This is a genomic window from Streptomyces sp. A1136 (assembly GCF_004795055.1).
Taxonomy (GTDB): domain Bacteria; phylum Actinomycetota; class Actinomycetes; order Streptomycetales; family Streptomycetaceae; genus Streptomyces.
The window spans coordinates 1-15,269 of the sequence record NZ_SSBJ01000011.1 but is presented as its reverse complement, the minus strand read 5'-3'; the positions used below and the strand labels follow the sequence as shown (position 1 = coordinate 15,269).

The window sequence follows — 15,269 nt, the reverse complement described above, 5'->3', positions numbered from 1 at the left end:
TGCCGCTACTGGCGCAGGCTCTGCACCGTGATGACGCAGTGGGCGCTGCTGGTGAGCACCGCCTCGTCGCCCGCGAACGCCTGGAGCAGCTCCGGGCTGACCGGCCGGCCCGGGACGGCCTCGGGCCAGGCGGTGGTCGCGAAGAGGAAGTACGCCTGCCCGCTCTCGTTCGCCGCCGCCACCCACTCGTCGGGGGCGGTGCAGGTGGCGTTCAGACCGGGCAGGGTGAGCGCGACCTGATTGCCCGCCAGCAGAATCTGCACCGCGAAGGTGGAAGGGTTGCGGGTGCCGTCCATGACCACGTCGCCGATGGGCAGCCCGATCTCCTCCAGCAACCCGCGGGCCGCCGCCTCGCCGGCCTCCTTGCCCTTCGGGCCGTCGCCGAGGGTGTAGGCGAGGAGGTAGGGGATGTCATGGCCTTCGGAAGGGTCGCCGATCCAGGCGAGCACCGAGAGGGTGCCGAGTTCGGACCGGTCGATTTCGGCTTGGGTTGAAGTCATGCGCCGCACCTTAGTGCTCTCTCCCGCGCCCATTTCACGGCCTTTCACCCGGGCGGGCTACGACACCCCTACACCGCCCAGAAACCCCCGCCGGAATTCGCCTGGATGTTCGCGTCCTGGTACTGGAGCCGTACGACGCGCACCTTTTCCGGGATTTCGAACACCACCCACCCTTCGACCCGTTCCCCGACCTCCAGGGAATCGAAGACGAGCGGTTTGCCCGTCGTCAGTTCGCCGGTGGGGACCACCGCGTGCCGCCCGCCGGCGCTGTCGTACGCCCACATGCGCCCGAGCGCCCCGTACGAGGCGCCGCCCACGTTGACGAACGACATCGAGGCACCCACCCAGCGCGTCCCGGCCGCCGGCGCGAAGTTCTTGTCGACGCTGACGGCGGGGTCCACGAACGCGTTCAGCACCACTTGGAGGTGGCGTCCCACCTGGCGCCCACGCACCCGTACGGACTCACCCACATGAGCGTCCTTCGCGGCGCCGGGCGGCGCCTGGCCCCCGGGCCCGGCCGGGTCCTCACCGGCCCCGGGCGCCCCGTCGTCCACCGGGACGGCGGGCGCCCCCGCCGGGGCCGGGAAGTCCCCCGCGGGCGCGCTCTGACAGGCGGTGGCACCGAACAGCAGGCAGGGCAGGAGTGCGGCGACGACGAGGGCGGAAGCGGAGTGGCTGCGCATACGCGATCCCTTCGGGGATCTCCGGGGATGTATTGCGGCCAGTCTCACGCCCCCGACCGGGAAATTGCACACACCGACACGATCCCGCACAGCGCGTCGGGGCCCGACTGCCAGCACAATGCGTTCCGGCGGAATTCCGTCGCCCGCATCCACCTGGAGGAATGATGACCCCGACCGGCTCCCGAATGGCCCTGGCCGCGTTCTCCGCACTGGCCGCCGCAGCGGTGTCCGCCGCCCCCGCCGCAGCCACTTCGTACGACAATTCCATTTCCGTACGGCCGTACGCCCACATCATGTCGGACGACACGATCACCCTCTCCGGGACGTACGTCTGCAACGACCCGTCGCCCGCGGGGGCGGTCCAGTTGACGGCCGTGATCGTCCAGGACTCCGTCCGCCTCGGCAGCACCGCGGCCGAGGAGCCCGTCTGCGACGGCGCGACGCACCGGTGGCACAGCCACGCCAGGCTCACCTGGACGCCGGGGCTGCACGCCGGTGACGCGCACGTCGAGGCGAGGCTCCAGCGCGCCAACCGGGCCGGCGGCATCATGCCCAAGTCCGTCGACACGCTCGCGCAGGACGTCCGCGGCGCCGAGGTGGTCGACCACCGGTGACGACCGCGCCCCCGGGAGACATAGCACCGGCCGGTCCGGTAGCCGCCGCTACCGGGCTGGGCCACCGCGTCTTTCGCTACGCCCCCGGGCAGTCGGCCACGGGTCGTCAGCGGCAATGGGGCGCGACGCCGGTCATCGACATGAACGCCACCGTCTGGCAGCCGGGGTCCACGTGGGGGAGCCCCGTCGTCCAGTCCACGACGGCCGGAATGCCGGCCACCAGCAGGAGCAGGGCCAAGACGGCGGTGGCGAGCCGCCCGTTCAGGCGGCGCACGTCACGATCCCCGCGTCACACGTCGGTTCCATGGCCGCATCATCACCCCACACCCCCCGACGCACAACCCGTGACCGATCGGTCACGCTCCGGCGGACCGAACCCCCGTCGCCTCGAACTCGCACCAGACGGCCTTCCCCTCGCCGCGGGACTCCACTCCCCAGTGCGAGGCCAGCGCGTCCACGAGGAGCAGCCCGCGCCCGGTGGTCGCCGATTCCCCGGGGGTACGCCGGCGCGGCCACACACTGGAACGGTCCTTCACCCACAGTCGAATCCGCCGGACGGGCTCCGGCAGGACCTCCATGGTCAACACCGCGCCGCCGTCGGTGTGCAGCAGCGCGTTGACCAACAGCTCCCCGGCCGCCAGCTCCACGTCGTCGGCGAGTTCCGGCATCCCCCAGTCGCGCAGCGCCTGCCGCAGGGCGTAACGGGCTTCCGAGAGTCCCTCCGGATCTGCCTGGTGGATGTACTGGTGGATGCGGGGCGCGCGGTGCGTGCCCGGGTCGGGGGCCCGCCGCAGCACCAGCAGGGCCACGTCGTCACCGGAGCCCCAGCGCTCCCAGAGCCGGTCCGAGAGGTGGTCGGCGAGGGCCCCGGCGTCCTCGGGGCCGCTGCGCACCGCGTGGGCGAGCGCCTCCATGCCCTGCGTGATGGCGGTCCCGGGCTCCTCCACGAGCCCGTCGGTGCACAGCACGAGCGTCTCGCCGGGCACCAGGTCGAGGCGGGTCTCTGGGAACTCCTCCTGCTCGAACACCGAGGCCAGGCCGAGGGGCAGGCCGCCGCGCACGTTCGGCCAGCCGGTACGGCCGTCCGTGTGCCGGATCAGCGGTCCGAGGTGGCCCGCCCGGACCGCCCGTACGCCTCCCGTCTCCAGGTCCACCTGCGCGTACATACAGGTCGCGAAGCGTTCCGTGTCGAGTTCGGCGAGGAAGCGGGAGGCCCTGGCCAGGACGGTGGAGGGCGGGTGCCCCTCGCCCGCGTAGGCGCGCAGCGCGATCCTCAGTTGGCCCATGATCGCCGCCGCGTGGGTGTCGTGGCCCTGTACGTCTCCCACGACGATGCCGACCCGGTCGCGGGGCAGTGCGATCACGTCGTACCAGTCCCCGCCCACCTCCCGCCCGCTCCAGGCCGAGTGGTAACGCACGGCGATCTCCCCGCCGCTGATCTCGGGGATCCGGCGCGGCAGCATGGCGGCTTGGAGCCCGGTGGCGAACTCCCGCTCCTGGTCGAAGAGCAGGGCCCGCTGGAGCGACTGGGCCACGATGCCGGCCAGGCCCAGGCACAGGTTCCGCTCCTCGGGGCTGAACTCGGTGCGCCGCCGGTAGAACAGCACGAGCCCGCCGATGGCCTTGGCCTGCGCGATCAACGGCAGGTAGGCGGCGGCGCCGTACGGGATGCGGAGCAGGTAGTCCGCGAGCAGCGGGAACTCGGCCGCGACCTCGGTCAGCGAAGTGGCGAACCGCGCCTGCCTGGTGGTCACCGCGTGCGAGAGCGGCAGCGAGCCGTCCAGCCGGGTGAACTGCCGCTCGCTGAGGATCTCCAGGCTCTCCCCGCTCAACGCGATGATCTTGATGGAGTCGTTCTCGACCAGTCCCAGCGCCAGTCCGTCCGCGCCGAGCCGCTCCAGCGCGCCCGCGCCGGTCAGGCTCGCCGTGACGTCGTCGACCGTCACCGCCCGCGACAGTGCCTCCGTGGTGCGCTGCACGATGGTCGCCTGATGGGCGCGCGCCGTCTCCAGCTTCCGCAGCGCGGACAGGTGGGCGAGTTCGGCCGTGGCGTCCCGGACGATCCCGACGATCCGCGAGGGGCGGCCGTCGGGATGGCGCAGCACCCGGCCCTGCGTGTGCGTCCACTGGTCGCGGCCGTCCCGCCGACGGACGGTGAAGTAGGCGCCGTACGTCTCCTCCCCGGCGGCGAGGACTCCTTGCACGGTGTCCGCCAGCCGCGCGCTGTCGTCGGCCGGGATGCGCAGCCCGAGACCCTCCGGCGTGTCGTCGAACTCGTCCCGTTCCAGGTCGAAGACGACCAGACCGGGATCGTCCAGCACCAGGACACCGGTGACCAGGTTCCAGTCGAAGCTGCCCATGCCGTTCAGGGCAAGCCGTTCCCCGGGCCCGGTCAGGGACTCCCGTGCTTCCGGGCCCTCCGGCCCGGGTCCGTCGGATCGCTCCGCCGCTGCCAAGAGACACACACCACCTAACGGCCTGGCCAGCACGGCTGGGAAATGAGCCGCTCCCACTCCTCGTCAGGATGCCCCGGAAGGGTCCGCCCGGCCTCTCGCCAGCGCGAGAGGAGGGAAAGGTAGATGCTGTACGGCTCGCCTGGACCTGGACCTGGACCGGAACCTGGACCGGCGAGGGAGGCCGGACCGGGGGCGAAGCCGTGACCGGGACCGGCGGCGGCCCCGGCCGGGGACTGTTCCCCGCGGCTCGCCGGAATGCGTACCCAGCCACGGCCGCCGCCCTGTGCTCGCTCCGCGCCCATCACGACCCCTTCTCAGCGCACCGACGTCGTTCACCGCAGATACGTCTTGGGATACCCCGCGGCCGCCCGGTCGACCCGGGAACCACCGCAGGAGCCGGGCGGCGCCCCCCGGCCGGCGAGGCGCCTGAGGACTCCCTTGACCAGTCTCCCCGCCGTGAAGCCGGCGCCGTGCACGAATCGCATGGAAGGGCCGAACGAGGGAGCGGTCAGCAACCCGGCGAAGAACAGACCGGGCCACGACGACTCGAAGCGGGGGTCCAGCTCCGGTGTGCCGCCCCCGCCCACGGTCGCCAACGCGGCCCGCAGCCCGGCGTCGAGCAGCTCCAGTCGGCGCAGCTCCGGGACGAAGCCGGTCGCCGCGATGACGTGCGCGACATCCAGGACGACGGACTCCCCGGCCGCCGTGGTCAGCCCCAGCCGGGTCCGCTCGCCGACCGCGACCGCCCGGTGCAGATGGTGCCCGAGCAGTACGGGGACGCGTTGCTCGAAGCGGTCCCTCAGCCACCACGCCCCGGCCGGTCCCAGGGCGGTGGCGGCGATCCGCTCCCGGGTCGGCGCCGGCAGTCTCCGTACCGCCCAGGGCAGCTCCGACCACATCCAGCTGCGCCAGCCGGTGCCCAGGCCGCTGTGCGGGTCGCGCAGGGCGCGGGCCAGGGGCCGCTTCAGGGGCTGGGGGGCGGTGTTCCAGTTCAGCCTCGACCGCCGGGCCACCAGGCACGGCATGGCCCCCGCCTCGGCCAGCAGCGCGGCCGTCTCCAGTGCGGCCTGTCCGGCGCCCAGGACGGCGACCTCCCGGCCGGCGAAGCGGGACAGGTCGCGGTGGCCGCTGCTGTGCGAGTAGTGGGTGGGAGGGAGGTCGCGCAGCGCCGGGGGGAAGTTCACGAACGGCATCACGCCGACGGCGAGCGCGACCGCACGGGTGAGCCTCGGCGGCCCCTCGGCCGTCCTGACCACGAACCCGTCACCGCGCGGCGCCACCTCGGTGACGGTGGCCTCCTCCACCTCCGGACCGCCGGCGTGCCGGGCGAACCAGAGCCCGTACGCGCTGAAGGTGCCGATCGGCAGCGGGGTGCCGTGCTCGGCGACCAGGCCCCGGGTGGCGCAGTAGTCGGCGAGCGTGTGCCGACCCCCGGGCGCCGAGAGGTTGGAGGACCAGGGCTCCGACTTGAGGTACATGCCGGCGGGCATGTGGTCCCGCCAGGACGCCATGGGCCGTCCCAGGACCCGCACCCCGAGCCCCGCGGCCGCCGCGTGCGCGGCGATCGACAGCCCGTACGGTCCCGCGCCGACCACCACGAGATCGTCCATCCGCGTCATCGATGTCCTTCCCAGTCCCATGGATACCCGGCCGCATCGTCCGCGCGCGCGGCGGACGGTCTCACCGCTTCACCCCTTCACCGGGTCACCGCTTCACCGGGTCACCAGCTCGTCCGGTTCCGCCGGGGCCTCCGGCGGCGGGGCGGTGCGGGCGGCGGGGCCGCCCGAAGCCGCCGGAGGCAGACGGTCGCGCTGACGGGGCGCCCGGACCACGGCGCGGGCGGTGCGCCGGCCCCGCGCGGGAACCCCGCGCAGCAACCCCGCCCCCTTGTCCGCGCCCCGCCCGAGGAAGGCGGCCAGCATCGCCAGGAACGGCCTCGGGTCGTCGGCGGCGAACCAGGCCGCCTCCACCCGCCCCCGCCCCGAACCCCTGACCCGCCCCGGACCCGGATCGCGCCGCGGCGCGGCGGGGGCGGCCGGGCCGGCCTTCACCGCGTCCCGTGCCCCGGCCGGGGCGAACGGCAGGCGCCGCCCCCGTACGGCCGCCAGCAGCGCGTAGTTCTCGGCGACGAAGACCCGGCCCGGGCCGCCGGACGGCTCCGGTACCCGTTGCCCCGTCAGGTCCATGTACATCGCCTGGACCACGTCCAGTCCGCTCGCGTCCGTGAACAGCCGGAACTGCGCGCCGGGACGCGGGTTGAAGTCCACCAGCCTGAAGCAGCCCCGCTCGTCGCGGCGGAAGTCGAGGTCCAGGATTCCCTGGTAGCCCAGCCGTTCGGCGAGCCGCAGCCCCGCTTCCTCGACCGCCGGATCGGGCAGCCACCGCCCCACGGCCGTCAGCCCGGTCCGCACCGGCCAGGACAGCTCCTTTCGGCCCGAGCCGACCAGCAGCGGGTGGCCGCCCCGGGTGAAGGCGCCGTGGAAGAACCAGTCGGTGTCCCTACCGGCCGGCAGGAACCGCTGGAGCAGCAGTCGGCTCCCCGCTTCCGCCGAGCGCTCGTACAGCCGCCGCGCCTCGGCGGCGCCGTGCACCAGCGTGGTGCTCCGCAGTCCGGCGCCCGCGGGCAGCAGCCAGGGCCGGCTCCACTTCGCCACCACCGGCAGGCCGAGCCGCCACGCGGCCTCCGCCGCCTCGGCTCCGCTCGCCGGGATCACCGTCTCCGGGTGCGGGACGTCCCAGCGCGCGCACAGGGCGGACAGCTCCGCCTTGTCGGCCACCCGGGCGGGCAGGCCGTCGGGCTGATGGGGAATCCGGTAACGCCCGGTCAGGGTCGACGCCGTCCGCGCCACCGCGATGGCGCTCAGGTCGTCCATCGCGACCAGGACGGCCGGGCGCCCGATCCGCTCGGACACCCCGATGAGGCACTCCGACAACGCCTCCGGCGCCTCCGGGTCAAGGCCGCCCTCGGGCCCCGGATGCGCGGCGCGCAAATACCGCGAACGTCCCATGGGACCTCCCCCGGCCTCGACGACGGCATGGACTTCCACGCCCTTGCGCCCGAGGGATCTGACGGCCCCCAGGGTTCCGTGGTGGAACGGATTGCGATCGAGTCTGAGCAGAACAGCGGGCACATGGTTGGCGAACGCGTGCATGGCAGCGGTGTCTTTCACCTAGTCGGACCAAGCGGGAAGGGTACGCACCTGCGAATGGGCTACTGATGGGTCATCGGACAGGCCATTCGTCGGATGTGATGTCTAACGTCGTTGGTGACCACACCGGTTCAGGAAGCTCGGGAGACGCCATGCGCAGACCACACCGCCGACTGGCGAGCACCTGCGTCGGTACGGTCACGGCCGGACTCCTCGCCTCGGGCGCCGCACTGGCGGCGCCGGCGCCGCAGCCGCCGGCCGGCTCCGGTTCCGACATCGCCATGGGCGCCTACCTCGACTACGGGCCGCCGGGTGTCGCCCGCATCCCGTACCTGTCGCGCTGGCTGGGCGGCAAGGAGATCCGCGTCGGGCACACCTATCTGCCCGGCGACCGGTGGGCCGGCATCGAGGGGTCCGTCGACTTCCTGGAGGACTGGGCCGAGTGGCGTCGGGCCCGGGCCGACCGGATGTTCGTCCTCAACGTGCCCATGCAGGCGCGCAACGAGGACCGGGTGTCCGACTGGCAGGTGGCCCGGCTGATCAGGGCGGGCGCGCGGGGCGACTACGACGGCCACTTCCGCAAGCTCGCGGAGCGGCTGGTGGAACTGGACGTGCCGGACACCGTGATCGTGCTCGGTTGGGAGATGAACGGGTCCACCTACACCCACCGCTGCGGTCCCGACCCCGAGAACTGGAAGGTGTACTGGAAGCGTGTGGTCAACGCCATGCGCGCCGTGCCCGGACAGAAGTTCAAGTTCGACTTCGCCCCGAACCGGGGTTCGGACGCGATCGGCTGGACCCGGTGCTACCCGGGTGACGACGTCGTCGACGTCATCGGGATGGACTCGTACGACCAGTCCCCCGGTCGGACGTTCGACGACCAGGTCACCCAGCCGTACGGGCTCCAGCGGCACATCGACTTCGCGAAGGCACACGGCAAGCCGATCTCGTACCCGGAGTGGGGACTGTTCCGGCGCGGGGACAACCCCGAGTACGTACGGCGCATGCTCCAGTGGATCGAGCAGCACAGGCCGCTCTACCACACCATCACGGACTACTGCCCGCACGGCGTCTGGCAGTGCAAGGCGAACCCGCAGTCGGCCAAGGCCTTCCGCGCCGCCCTGACCCCGCACAAGCCGGCCCCGGTCACCCCGACGCCGGTGGTCCCGACCCCCGTGGTCCCGAGCCCGCCGGTCGTCCCCACGCCACCCGCCGTCCCGAGCCCGCCGGTCGTCCCCACGCCACCCGTGGTCCCGAGCCCGCCGGTCGTCCCGACGCCACCCGCCGTCCCGACGCCGCCGGTCGTCCCGAGCCCCGCCGTCCCGAGCCCCGCCCTGACCGAGCCGCAGTCGCCGAGCCCACAGGCGCCGTCGCCGACCCCCACCCCGACTCCCACACCCACGCCCACTCCCACCCCGACGCCCGCCGTCCCCGCTCCGGCCGTCACCCCGGTCGTCCCCACACCCGAGGCTCCGGCATCCGAGGCCCCGGTCCCGCTGCCCAGCACGTCCGATCCCACCCCGACGGGCCCCGAGGTCCCGCCGGCCGTCCCGGCGGTCCCCGACCCCTCCCCCACTCCCACACCGACACCGACGCCCAAGCCCACGCCCACGCCGAAGCCCTCCGCGGTCGTGCCGCGCCCGACGGCTCCCGCGGTACCCGTCGTGCCCGTGGTGCCCAAGCCGAAGCCACAGCCGCCCACCGCCAACAGCACCCAGTGGTGCGTGCCCATCAACTTCGGCGAGTGGCTGTCCAAGCTCGTCGGCAACCAGGCCGTCTGCATCAAGATCGACTGGAGCAAGAACTCGCTCTGGCCGTTCTAGCCGTCCGCCCCGGCCCCGGCCCCGGTCGGGGCACCACCGGCACGGGCACGGGCGCGTACCTCCTGTCATCGCACTCGCAGTTCGTTCAGCCGCGCCCGCCAGTCCCTGGCGGCCGGCAGCGCCTCGCGCAGCGCGCCCACCGCCCGCTCGCGCCCCGTGACCTGCGACTCGTGCAGTCGCAGCAGGGGCGCGAGGGCCTTGGTGGACAGCAGGAGGCGCTGGTTGACGACCGTCTCGGGCCGCCAGTGGTTCTTGTACGGCTCGTTCCCGCGCAGGAAGCTCACCACCGGACGGCCCTCGGCGACGGCGCGGCCGGTCTCGTAGCGCAGCAGCAGGGTGGCCACGTCCACCTTCCGGTCCCGCAGGTCCGGGTCGGCCCCGTAGAGGTAACCGCCGCTCAGGGCCGCGGACAGCAGCGTGACGTTGGCGGCCACCACCTTCCCGTCCAGCCGGAACTCGGTCAGCCGCCCCTCGCCCGCCCGGACCATCCGTCGGGTCGCCCGCGTGAGGTGTTCGGCGAAGCGCGGCCTGAGGTGTTCGGGGGTCACCCCGCGGCCGCGCCACTGCTTCTCGTGCAGCCGCAGCAGCGTCCGCACGGCGTCCGGTACCTCGTCCTCGGTGACCTCGTGCTCCTCGATCCCGGCGGCGTGGGTCTTGCGGAGCTTGGCCCGGACCCGCTGCGCGCCGGAGGCGGGCATGCGCTTGACCAGCTCGTCGAAGGGCAGCGTCGGCAGCTCCATGCAGGTGGAGTCGGCCAGCTTGGCCCGGGCCCCGGTCCACGCCTCGAAGACGGCCTCGGCCGCGGCGCCGGGCCTGACCTCGCGGAGGTCCACCACGGCGCCGCGGGCGGCCCGGTGCAGTCCGCGGGCCAGTGCCGGGACGACCTGGTCGGCGTGGTCCGGGTGCACGAGCACGTCGAAGTAGTCGGTGATCCCGCCGCCGAGCGGCACCAGCAGCGGCAGCGGCCGGTGTACGAGGGTCAGGGCGGCCGCGCCGACCAGTTCCTCGCCCCGCCGTACGAGGAGCAACCGCAGCCTTCCCTCGCGGCCGTAGGAGAGCCACCAGGAGTGCAGCCAGGCGTGGCTCTGGAAGGGGGTGGCGGTGGGGCAGGCGCGCAGGAGCAGGTTCCACTGCTCCTCCAGCGCGGCGAACTGCCGGGGATCGCGGCACAGCGTCACCGCCAGGGCCCCCGTGGAGCCCGAGGTCATCGCACGGACTCCTTCTCCTTGGCCGGGGTGGGCTCGCTCTGCGCGGGCAGCGAGGCGTACTCCTCCACGACGGTCCCGGTGGTGGGCTCGGCGGGGGCGACGGCGCCTGCGCCGGCCTCGGCGGCGGACGTCCCACGCCGTCGCCGCGCGGGCTTGGCCAGCAGCCACAGGCCGCCGAGCAGGCCGCCGGCGCACAGGCCGACGGCGCCGCTGACGGGCGCGGACGGCGACGCGGGGTCGGTGGGGGCGACGGCCTGGTTGAACAGGATCAGCTGTACGCCGGTGTTCTTGGCGGCCTGATTGCTGCTCAGGGAAAGGGCGTCGGCGACCGCGTTGGCGATGTCGGCGGCCTCCGCCGGGCTCTTGGAGGTGCCGGTGATGGCGATCATCGGGGAGTCCGGCGAGGTCTCCGCGCGCACCCGCGTGCGCAGCTGCCGGGCGCCGATGCCCGCGCGGGGCTGGGCGTAGGCGAGGGTGGAACTGCTGGTCGCGATGCGGGCGTAGGCCTGGGCGAAGCCGAGTGCGGTGGCGGGCTCGGTGGCCTCGTTGGGTACGGCGACGACGTAACTGGTGGCGGCGTACTCGGGCGCCTTGAGCACCCCGTACGCTCCGCCCGCCACCATCCCCAGCAGCGCGCAGGCGGGCAACGGCCACCACGCGGGCGGGCGCGGGACCCGGACCCTGCGGCGGTGGTCGGACTTCTTCTGATCGGCGGTGTCGGCCATGTGCGTGCTCGCTTCCTGAGTGGAGGGGACTTCCTTCGGCCCCCGAACGGGGACCCTTGCGGGGGGACTGTTCACCCGACGTGATCGCCGGCGCCGTTGCCCTGGCCGGGCGCGGAAAGTGACGGGGCTTCGCCGGGGCCGGTGCCGCGCGCGTCCGGTCCCGCGCCGGCGCACCCCGGAGCCTGCGGCTCCGGTGTGACTCCGGCGCACTGACGGTCGGCCCCCGGCCCGTCCGACCCGCCGGGCCGTGACGACTCGGTTCCCGCCGGAGCTCGCGCGGCGGGCGGGGCACTGTCCGGCCCATCCGACCCCGCACCGGCGCACCGCCCGTCCGACCCGCCGGGCGCCGGCGCGTCCGGTGCCACCTGCGATTGCGGCGTGGCGGCCCCGGGGCGCGGGGCAGGGGCCGGGGCCGGAACCTGTGCGGCGCCCGGCACGGGGCCCGGGGGGGCGCCCCGGGGGGACAGGGCCGTCGCGTAGACGGCCAGGAGTTGTTCCGCGCTGCGCGCGATGTCGTACCGCCGCACCACCGGAGGTACCGGCAGACGACGCGCCCCCGCCTCCATGTGCCCCCGCAGCGCGGCGACCAGTTCCTCCGTGCCCGTGCCGATCCGCCGTGCCCCCGGCGCCTGCGCCGCCGGGAGGTCGTCGATCGCCGGACAGGTCACGTGCAGCACCGGCAGGCCGGCGGCCAGCGCCTCGACCACCGCCAGCCCGAACGCCTCCTCCCGCGACGGCGAGACGAACACGTCCATCGCCGCGAGCAGTGCCGCGACCCCGGGGGTGCGCCCGTCCGAGCCGTCCCCCAACGGGTCCCGCTCTCCCAGCAGGTGGACACGGGCCTGCGCCCCGAGTTCCCCGGCCAGCCGCCGCAGCGCGGACCGCTCCGGACCGTCCCCGGCCAGCACCAGGTGCGCTCCCGGCAGCGCGGCCACGGCCCGTACCAGTACGTCGAAGCGCTTCCCCGGCACCAGCCGCCCGACCCCGCCCACGACGAACGCCCGCTCGGGCAGCCCGGTCCGGGCCCGCGTGGAGCGGCGTACGCCCTCGTCGAAGCGGAAACGGACGGCTTCGATCCCGTTCGGTACGACGTGCACCCGCTCGGCCGGCACCCCCCAGGCCTCCAACCGGGTCGCCACCGTCTCCGAGACGGCCACCGTCGCAGCGCCGAGCCGTTCACCGGCCAGGTACAGCGCCCGCACCCCGCCGGACAGCGGCCGGCCCTCGATCTCGGCGGCGCCCAGGGAGTGTTCGGTGGCGACGATCGCCCGGACCCCCGCGAGCCGGGCGGCGAGCCGCCCGTACAGGCAGGCCCGGTACAGGTGCGTATGGACCAGGTCGTACCGGCCGCGCCGGATGAACCGGACCAGCTTCGGCAGCGCGGCCAGGTCCCGGTTGCCGTTCATGGCGAGGTGCACGACCCGGACCCCGTCGGCCCGCAGCCCCTCGGCCACCGGTCCCGGGTTGGTCAGCGTCAGCACGTCGCAGTGCATCGGCAGGTGCCGCAGCAGCAAACGCAGTTGCTGCTCGGCGCCACCCACGCCCAGCCCCGTGATGACGTGCAGTGCCTTCACCACCGCACCCCGCGGACCAGTTGCCGGCCCTGGTGGCGCAGTTGCTTGACCCGCAGCCGGGCTCCGCCGTCGGCCTGGCTGACGTGCGTGCGCGGCATGGCGTGGCGTCCCGCGAGCCGGCCGGGGTCGATGGCGCAGGCGTACCCGTAACCGGCGGCCTCCGTCGCCCCGACCACCCGGGCGTCGAGGTGTCCGTACGGGTAGCAGAACCCTTCGGGCAGGGTCCCGGTCAGCTCGCGGATCAGCTCCCGACTGCCGCGCAGCTCCTGCTGGAGCACGTCGTCGGGCGTGACGGTGAGGTCCTGGTGCAGCAACCCGTGCGAGCCGATCTCCTGACCCGACGCGGCCACTTCGCGGATGCCCTCGGCGGTGAGCAGCGGCTTGCGCGGGCCGAGCGGGTCCCACACGTTGTCCACGCCGAGCCGGCCGGGCAGCACGAACAGGGTGGAGGTGCAGTCGTAGCGGCGCAGCAGGGGCAGCGCCCGGGTCAGGAAGTCGGTGTAGCCGTCGTCGAAGGTGAGCCCGACGAGGCCGGCGTCGCGCCCGGCGTCGCGGGCCCGGAGCAGTTCGCCGACGGACACCCCGCGCAGGCCCCGGGAGCGCAGCCAGAGCAGTTGGGCCTCCAGGGCGCCCGGGGTGACGGTGATCCCGTACGGGTCCTCGGCGGGGTCGGTGAACTCGGCGACGGAGTGGTACATCAGGACCCACGGCGATGCGGTCCGGCGGGTGGGCACCACCGAGGCGACGGGCGCCGTGTCGGTGTCAGCGGGCATGGCGGAACCTCTGGGTGAGCTGGGAGGTGAGCTGGCTGATCTGTTCGGGCAGGGCGGTGATCTCCAGGGCCCGCATGGCCATCCCGGTGGCCCCGAACATGGCGGGGACGAGCAGGCAGCCGAGCGCGGCGCTGAGCAGCGGGTCGGGGATCATCGGTCCGGCGATCCACCCGGTGCCGCAGGCCGCGAGGGCGGCGACGGCGAGCCGGCCGATGCTGACGGCGACCCGGCGGAGCTGGATGGGGACGATTCGGGAGCCGAGTCCGGTGAGGAGGAGGACGGCGGTGGTGGTGATGCCGGCCGCGTTGGCGGCGGCGATGCCGTAGGTGCCCCACCAGCCGACGGCGAAGGCACCGGCCACGATGTTGACGAGGAGCCCCGCGCCCATCGCGAGCGCGGGGAACCAGGTGGGCCGGTCGGTGGAGAAGAAGGGCCTGCTCAGCGCCCCGACGAGGCAGTGGCCCAGCAGCCCGAGGCCGTAGACGCGCATGACGGAGGCGGTGGCCACGGTGTCGAGGTGGGTGAACGCGCCCCGCTCGAAGAGGACCTGGATGATCTGGGGGGCGTACCCGATGACGAGGGCGGTGCCCATCAGGACGGCGAGCGAGGCGAGTGCCAGGTCCTGTTCCACGCGCCGGCGGGCCTTCTCCCGCTCGCCGCCCGCCATGGCCTGGGCGACGACGGGGAAGGTGACGGTACAGATCATCAGGGAGAGCACCATCGGCATCTGCGCGACCTTCTGCGCGTAGTTGAGGTGCGAGATGGCGCCGGGTGGCAGGGAAGCGGCGAGGAAGCGTTCCACGAGCACCTGTGACTGGCGGAACACGGCGAAGAAGATGACGGGCGCGATCAGGCCGAAGGCGATGAGCGTCGGCCGGTCCCGGTCACGCTGGCTGCGCGTGGCCGCTTTGACGCGGTTCGGTCCGAAGCCCACGTTGCGGATGAACGCGGGGAGTTGCACGAGGACCATCAGCGCGCCGCCGACGGCGACTCCGGCGGCCGCCGCGCGTACGCCCCAGAGCGCGTGCAGCACGACCATCGTGCCGATGATGCCGACGTTGTACGAGACGTAGATCGCGGCGGGTGGCAGGAACGAGCGGTGTGCGCGCAGCGCGGCGCTGAAGTAACCGGCGACCCCGAAGGTGAGCACCGTGAGGGCGGTCATCCGGGTGCACTGGACGGCGAGTTCCGGGTCCGGCAGACCCGGTGCGAGCACACTCACCACGAGCGGCGCGGCGAGGACGAGCAGGGAGGCGACGGCGGCCAGGAACACGGCGAGTCGGGGCAGGGTGGCGCCGACGAGCAGCCGTACCGGGTCCTGGCTGCGGGCCTGTTTGCGGGTGAGCCCGGCCCGGCTGGCGGCCCGGCGGGCCAGGGCGTGGCTGAAGGCGGGCACCATCAGCAGTGCCATGGCGTCCTCGATGAGCAGCGTGGAGGCCATCTCGGGGACGGTCCAGGCGATCAGGAAGGCGTCGCTGTCGTGGCCCGCGCCGAAGAGGTGCGCGATGGTCTGATCCCGTACGAGGCCGAACACCGCGCCCGCCGCGGTGAGTCCGGCGGTGACGGCGGCGGCCTTGGCCAGGAACCGTCCGAGGGGGGCCGGTCCGCCCCCGCCGCGCCCCGCTCCCCGCCCGCCGGCCGCGCGTGTTGCCGGCCGCCCGGACGGCGGCCAGGGCGAGTTCGTGCGTCCGCTCCCACTCGTCGAAGTATCCGCGCCCCTCGAACAAGGTCGTCAGGGTCGTCGCCAGGTCCCAGCACAGCTCG

11 protein-coding genes and 2 pseudogenes are annotated in these 15,269 nt (G+C 73.9%); 2 read left to right on the top strand and 11 right to left on the bottom strand.

The window, feature by feature from the left end; all coding sequences use genetic code 11:
• Positions 1–5: 5 nt before the first annotated feature.
• On the bottom strand, positions 6–500 hold the full coding sequence (locus tag E6R62_RS12945; RefSeq protein WP_136213533.1) for a DUF5949 family protein: 495 nt from the start codon (positions 498–500) through the stop codon (positions 6–8).
• A 68-nt stretch (positions 501–568) separates the two neighbouring features.
• On the bottom strand, positions 569–1,183 hold the full coding sequence (locus E6R62_RS12940) for a DUF4352 domain-containing protein (protein WP_136213532.1): 615 nt from the start codon (positions 1,181–1,183) through the stop codon (positions 569–571).
• A 161-nt stretch (positions 1,184–1,344) separates the two neighbouring features.
• Here E6R62_RS12940 and E6R62_RS12935 point away from each other — a divergent pair, with 161 nt between their 5' ends.
• Positions 1,345–1,797 (top strand): DUF6299 family protein, encoded by a 453-nt coding sequence (locus E6R62_RS12935; protein ID WP_136213531.1) that lies wholly within the window; start codon positions 1,345–1,347, stop codon positions 1,795–1,797.
• 106 nt (positions 1,798–1,903) lie between these two features.
• On the opposite strand, the gene E6R62_RS39490 is transcribed toward E6R62_RS12935, so the two are convergent.
• The 4 genes from E6R62_RS39490 to E6R62_RS12915 all read right to left on the bottom strand — a co-directional run bounded on the left by E6R62_RS39490 (position 1,904) and on the right by E6R62_RS12915 (position 7,405).
• A complete protein-coding gene (locus E6R62_RS39490) occupies positions 1,904–2,071 on the bottom strand; it encodes a hypothetical protein (protein ID WP_168714038.1) in 168 nt (55 codons plus the stop codon).
• Positions 2,072–2,153: 82 nt separating this feature from the next.
• A complete protein-coding gene (locus E6R62_RS12930) occupies positions 2,154–4,193 on the bottom strand; it encodes a SpoIIE family protein phosphatase (RefSeq protein ID WP_240801653.1) in 2,040 nt (679 codons plus the stop codon).
• A 392-nt stretch (positions 4,194–4,585) separates the two neighbouring features.
• Positions 4,586–5,863, bottom strand: coding sequence for an FAD-dependent oxidoreductase (locus E6R62_RS12920; protein ID WP_136213654.1), 1,278 nt, complete (start codon positions 5,861–5,863; stop codon positions 4,586–4,588).
• A gap of 102 nt (positions 5,864–5,965) precedes the next feature.
• Complete coding sequence (locus E6R62_RS12915) at positions 5,966–7,405, bottom strand: ATP-grasp domain-containing protein (protein WP_136213528.1); 1,440 nt, start codon at positions 7,403–7,405, stop codon at positions 5,966–5,968.
• A gap of 278 nt (positions 7,406–7,683) precedes the next feature.
• Between E6R62_RS12915 and E6R62_RS41720 the strand changes: the two are divergent.
• Positions 7,684–8,688 (top strand): annotated as a pseudogene (locus E6R62_RS41720) (glycoside hydrolase family 26 protein); the annotation flags it as partial.
• A 602-nt stretch (positions 8,689–9,290) separates the two neighbouring features.
• Here E6R62_RS41720 and E6R62_RS12905 read toward each other — a convergent pair.
• From E6R62_RS12905 to murJ, 5 genes and pseudogenes are all read right to left on the bottom strand, one after another.
• Complete coding sequence (locus tag E6R62_RS12905; RefSeq protein WP_136213526.1) at positions 9,291–10,433, bottom strand: GNAT family N-acetyltransferase; 1,143 nt, start codon at positions 10,431–10,433, stop codon at positions 9,291–9,293.
• Entirely contained in the window at positions 10,430–11,158 is a 729-nt protein-coding gene (locus tag E6R62_RS12900; protein ID WP_136213525.1) for a lipopolysaccharide biosynthesis protein, read from the bottom strand. The genes E6R62_RS12905 and E6R62_RS12900 overlap by 4 nt, the downstream gene beginning before the upstream one ends.
• 464 nt (positions 11,159–11,622) lie before the next feature.
• A pseudogene (locus E6R62_RS12895) lies at positions 11,623–12,732 on the bottom strand (glycosyltransferase); the annotation flags it as partial.
• Positions 12,729–13,505, bottom strand: a complete 777-nt coding sequence (locus tag E6R62_RS12890; protein ID WP_136213524.1) for a polysaccharide deacetylase family protein — start codon at positions 13,503–13,505, stop codon at positions 12,729–12,731. The gene E6R62_RS12890 and the pseudogene E6R62_RS12895, both read right to left, overlap by 4 nt.
• Positions 13,495–15,039, bottom strand: coding sequence for a murein biosynthesis integral membrane protein MurJ (gene murJ, locus E6R62_RS12885; RefSeq protein ID WP_240801638.1), 1,545 nt, complete (start codon positions 15,037–15,039; stop codon positions 13,495–13,497). The genes E6R62_RS12890 and murJ overlap by 11 nt, the downstream gene beginning before the upstream one ends.
• Positions 15,040–15,269: the final 230 nt, after the last annotated feature.

What these genes read in the sequence shown, in the direction of transcription:
- E6R62_RS12920 (WP_136213654.1), bottom strand. Translation starts at nt 5,863, where the DNA reads ATGGACGATCTCGTGGTGGTCGGCGCGGGACCGTACGGGCTGTCGATC.
- E6R62_RS12945 (WP_136213533.1), bottom strand. Translation starts at nt 500, where the DNA reads ATGACTTCAACCCAAGCCGAAATCGACCGGTCCGAACTCGGCACCCTC.
- E6R62_RS12935 (WP_136213531.1), top strand. Translation starts at nt 1,345, where the DNA reads ATGATGACCCCGACCGGCTCCCGAATGGCCCTGGCCGCGTTCTCCGCA.
- E6R62_RS12900 (WP_136213525.1), bottom strand. Translation starts at nt 11,158, where the DNA reads ATGGCCGACACCGCCGATCAGAAGAAGTCCGACCACCGCCGCAGGGTC.
- E6R62_RS12905 (WP_136213526.1), bottom strand. Translation starts at nt 10,433, where the DNA reads ATGACCTCGGGCTCCACGGGGGCCCTGGCGGTGACGCTGTGCCGCGAT.
- E6R62_RS12940 (WP_136213532.1), bottom strand. Translation starts at nt 1,183, where the DNA reads ATGCGCAGCCACTCCGCTTCCGCCCTCGTCGTCGCCGCACTCCTGCCC.
- E6R62_RS12890 (WP_136213524.1), bottom strand. Translation starts at nt 13,505, where the DNA reads ATGCCCGCTGACACCGACACGGCGCCCGTCGCCTCGGTGGTGCCCACC.
- E6R62_RS12915 (WP_136213528.1), bottom strand. Translation starts at nt 7,405, where the DNA reads ATGCACGCGTTCGCCAACCATGTGCCCGCTGTTCTGCTCAGACTCGAT.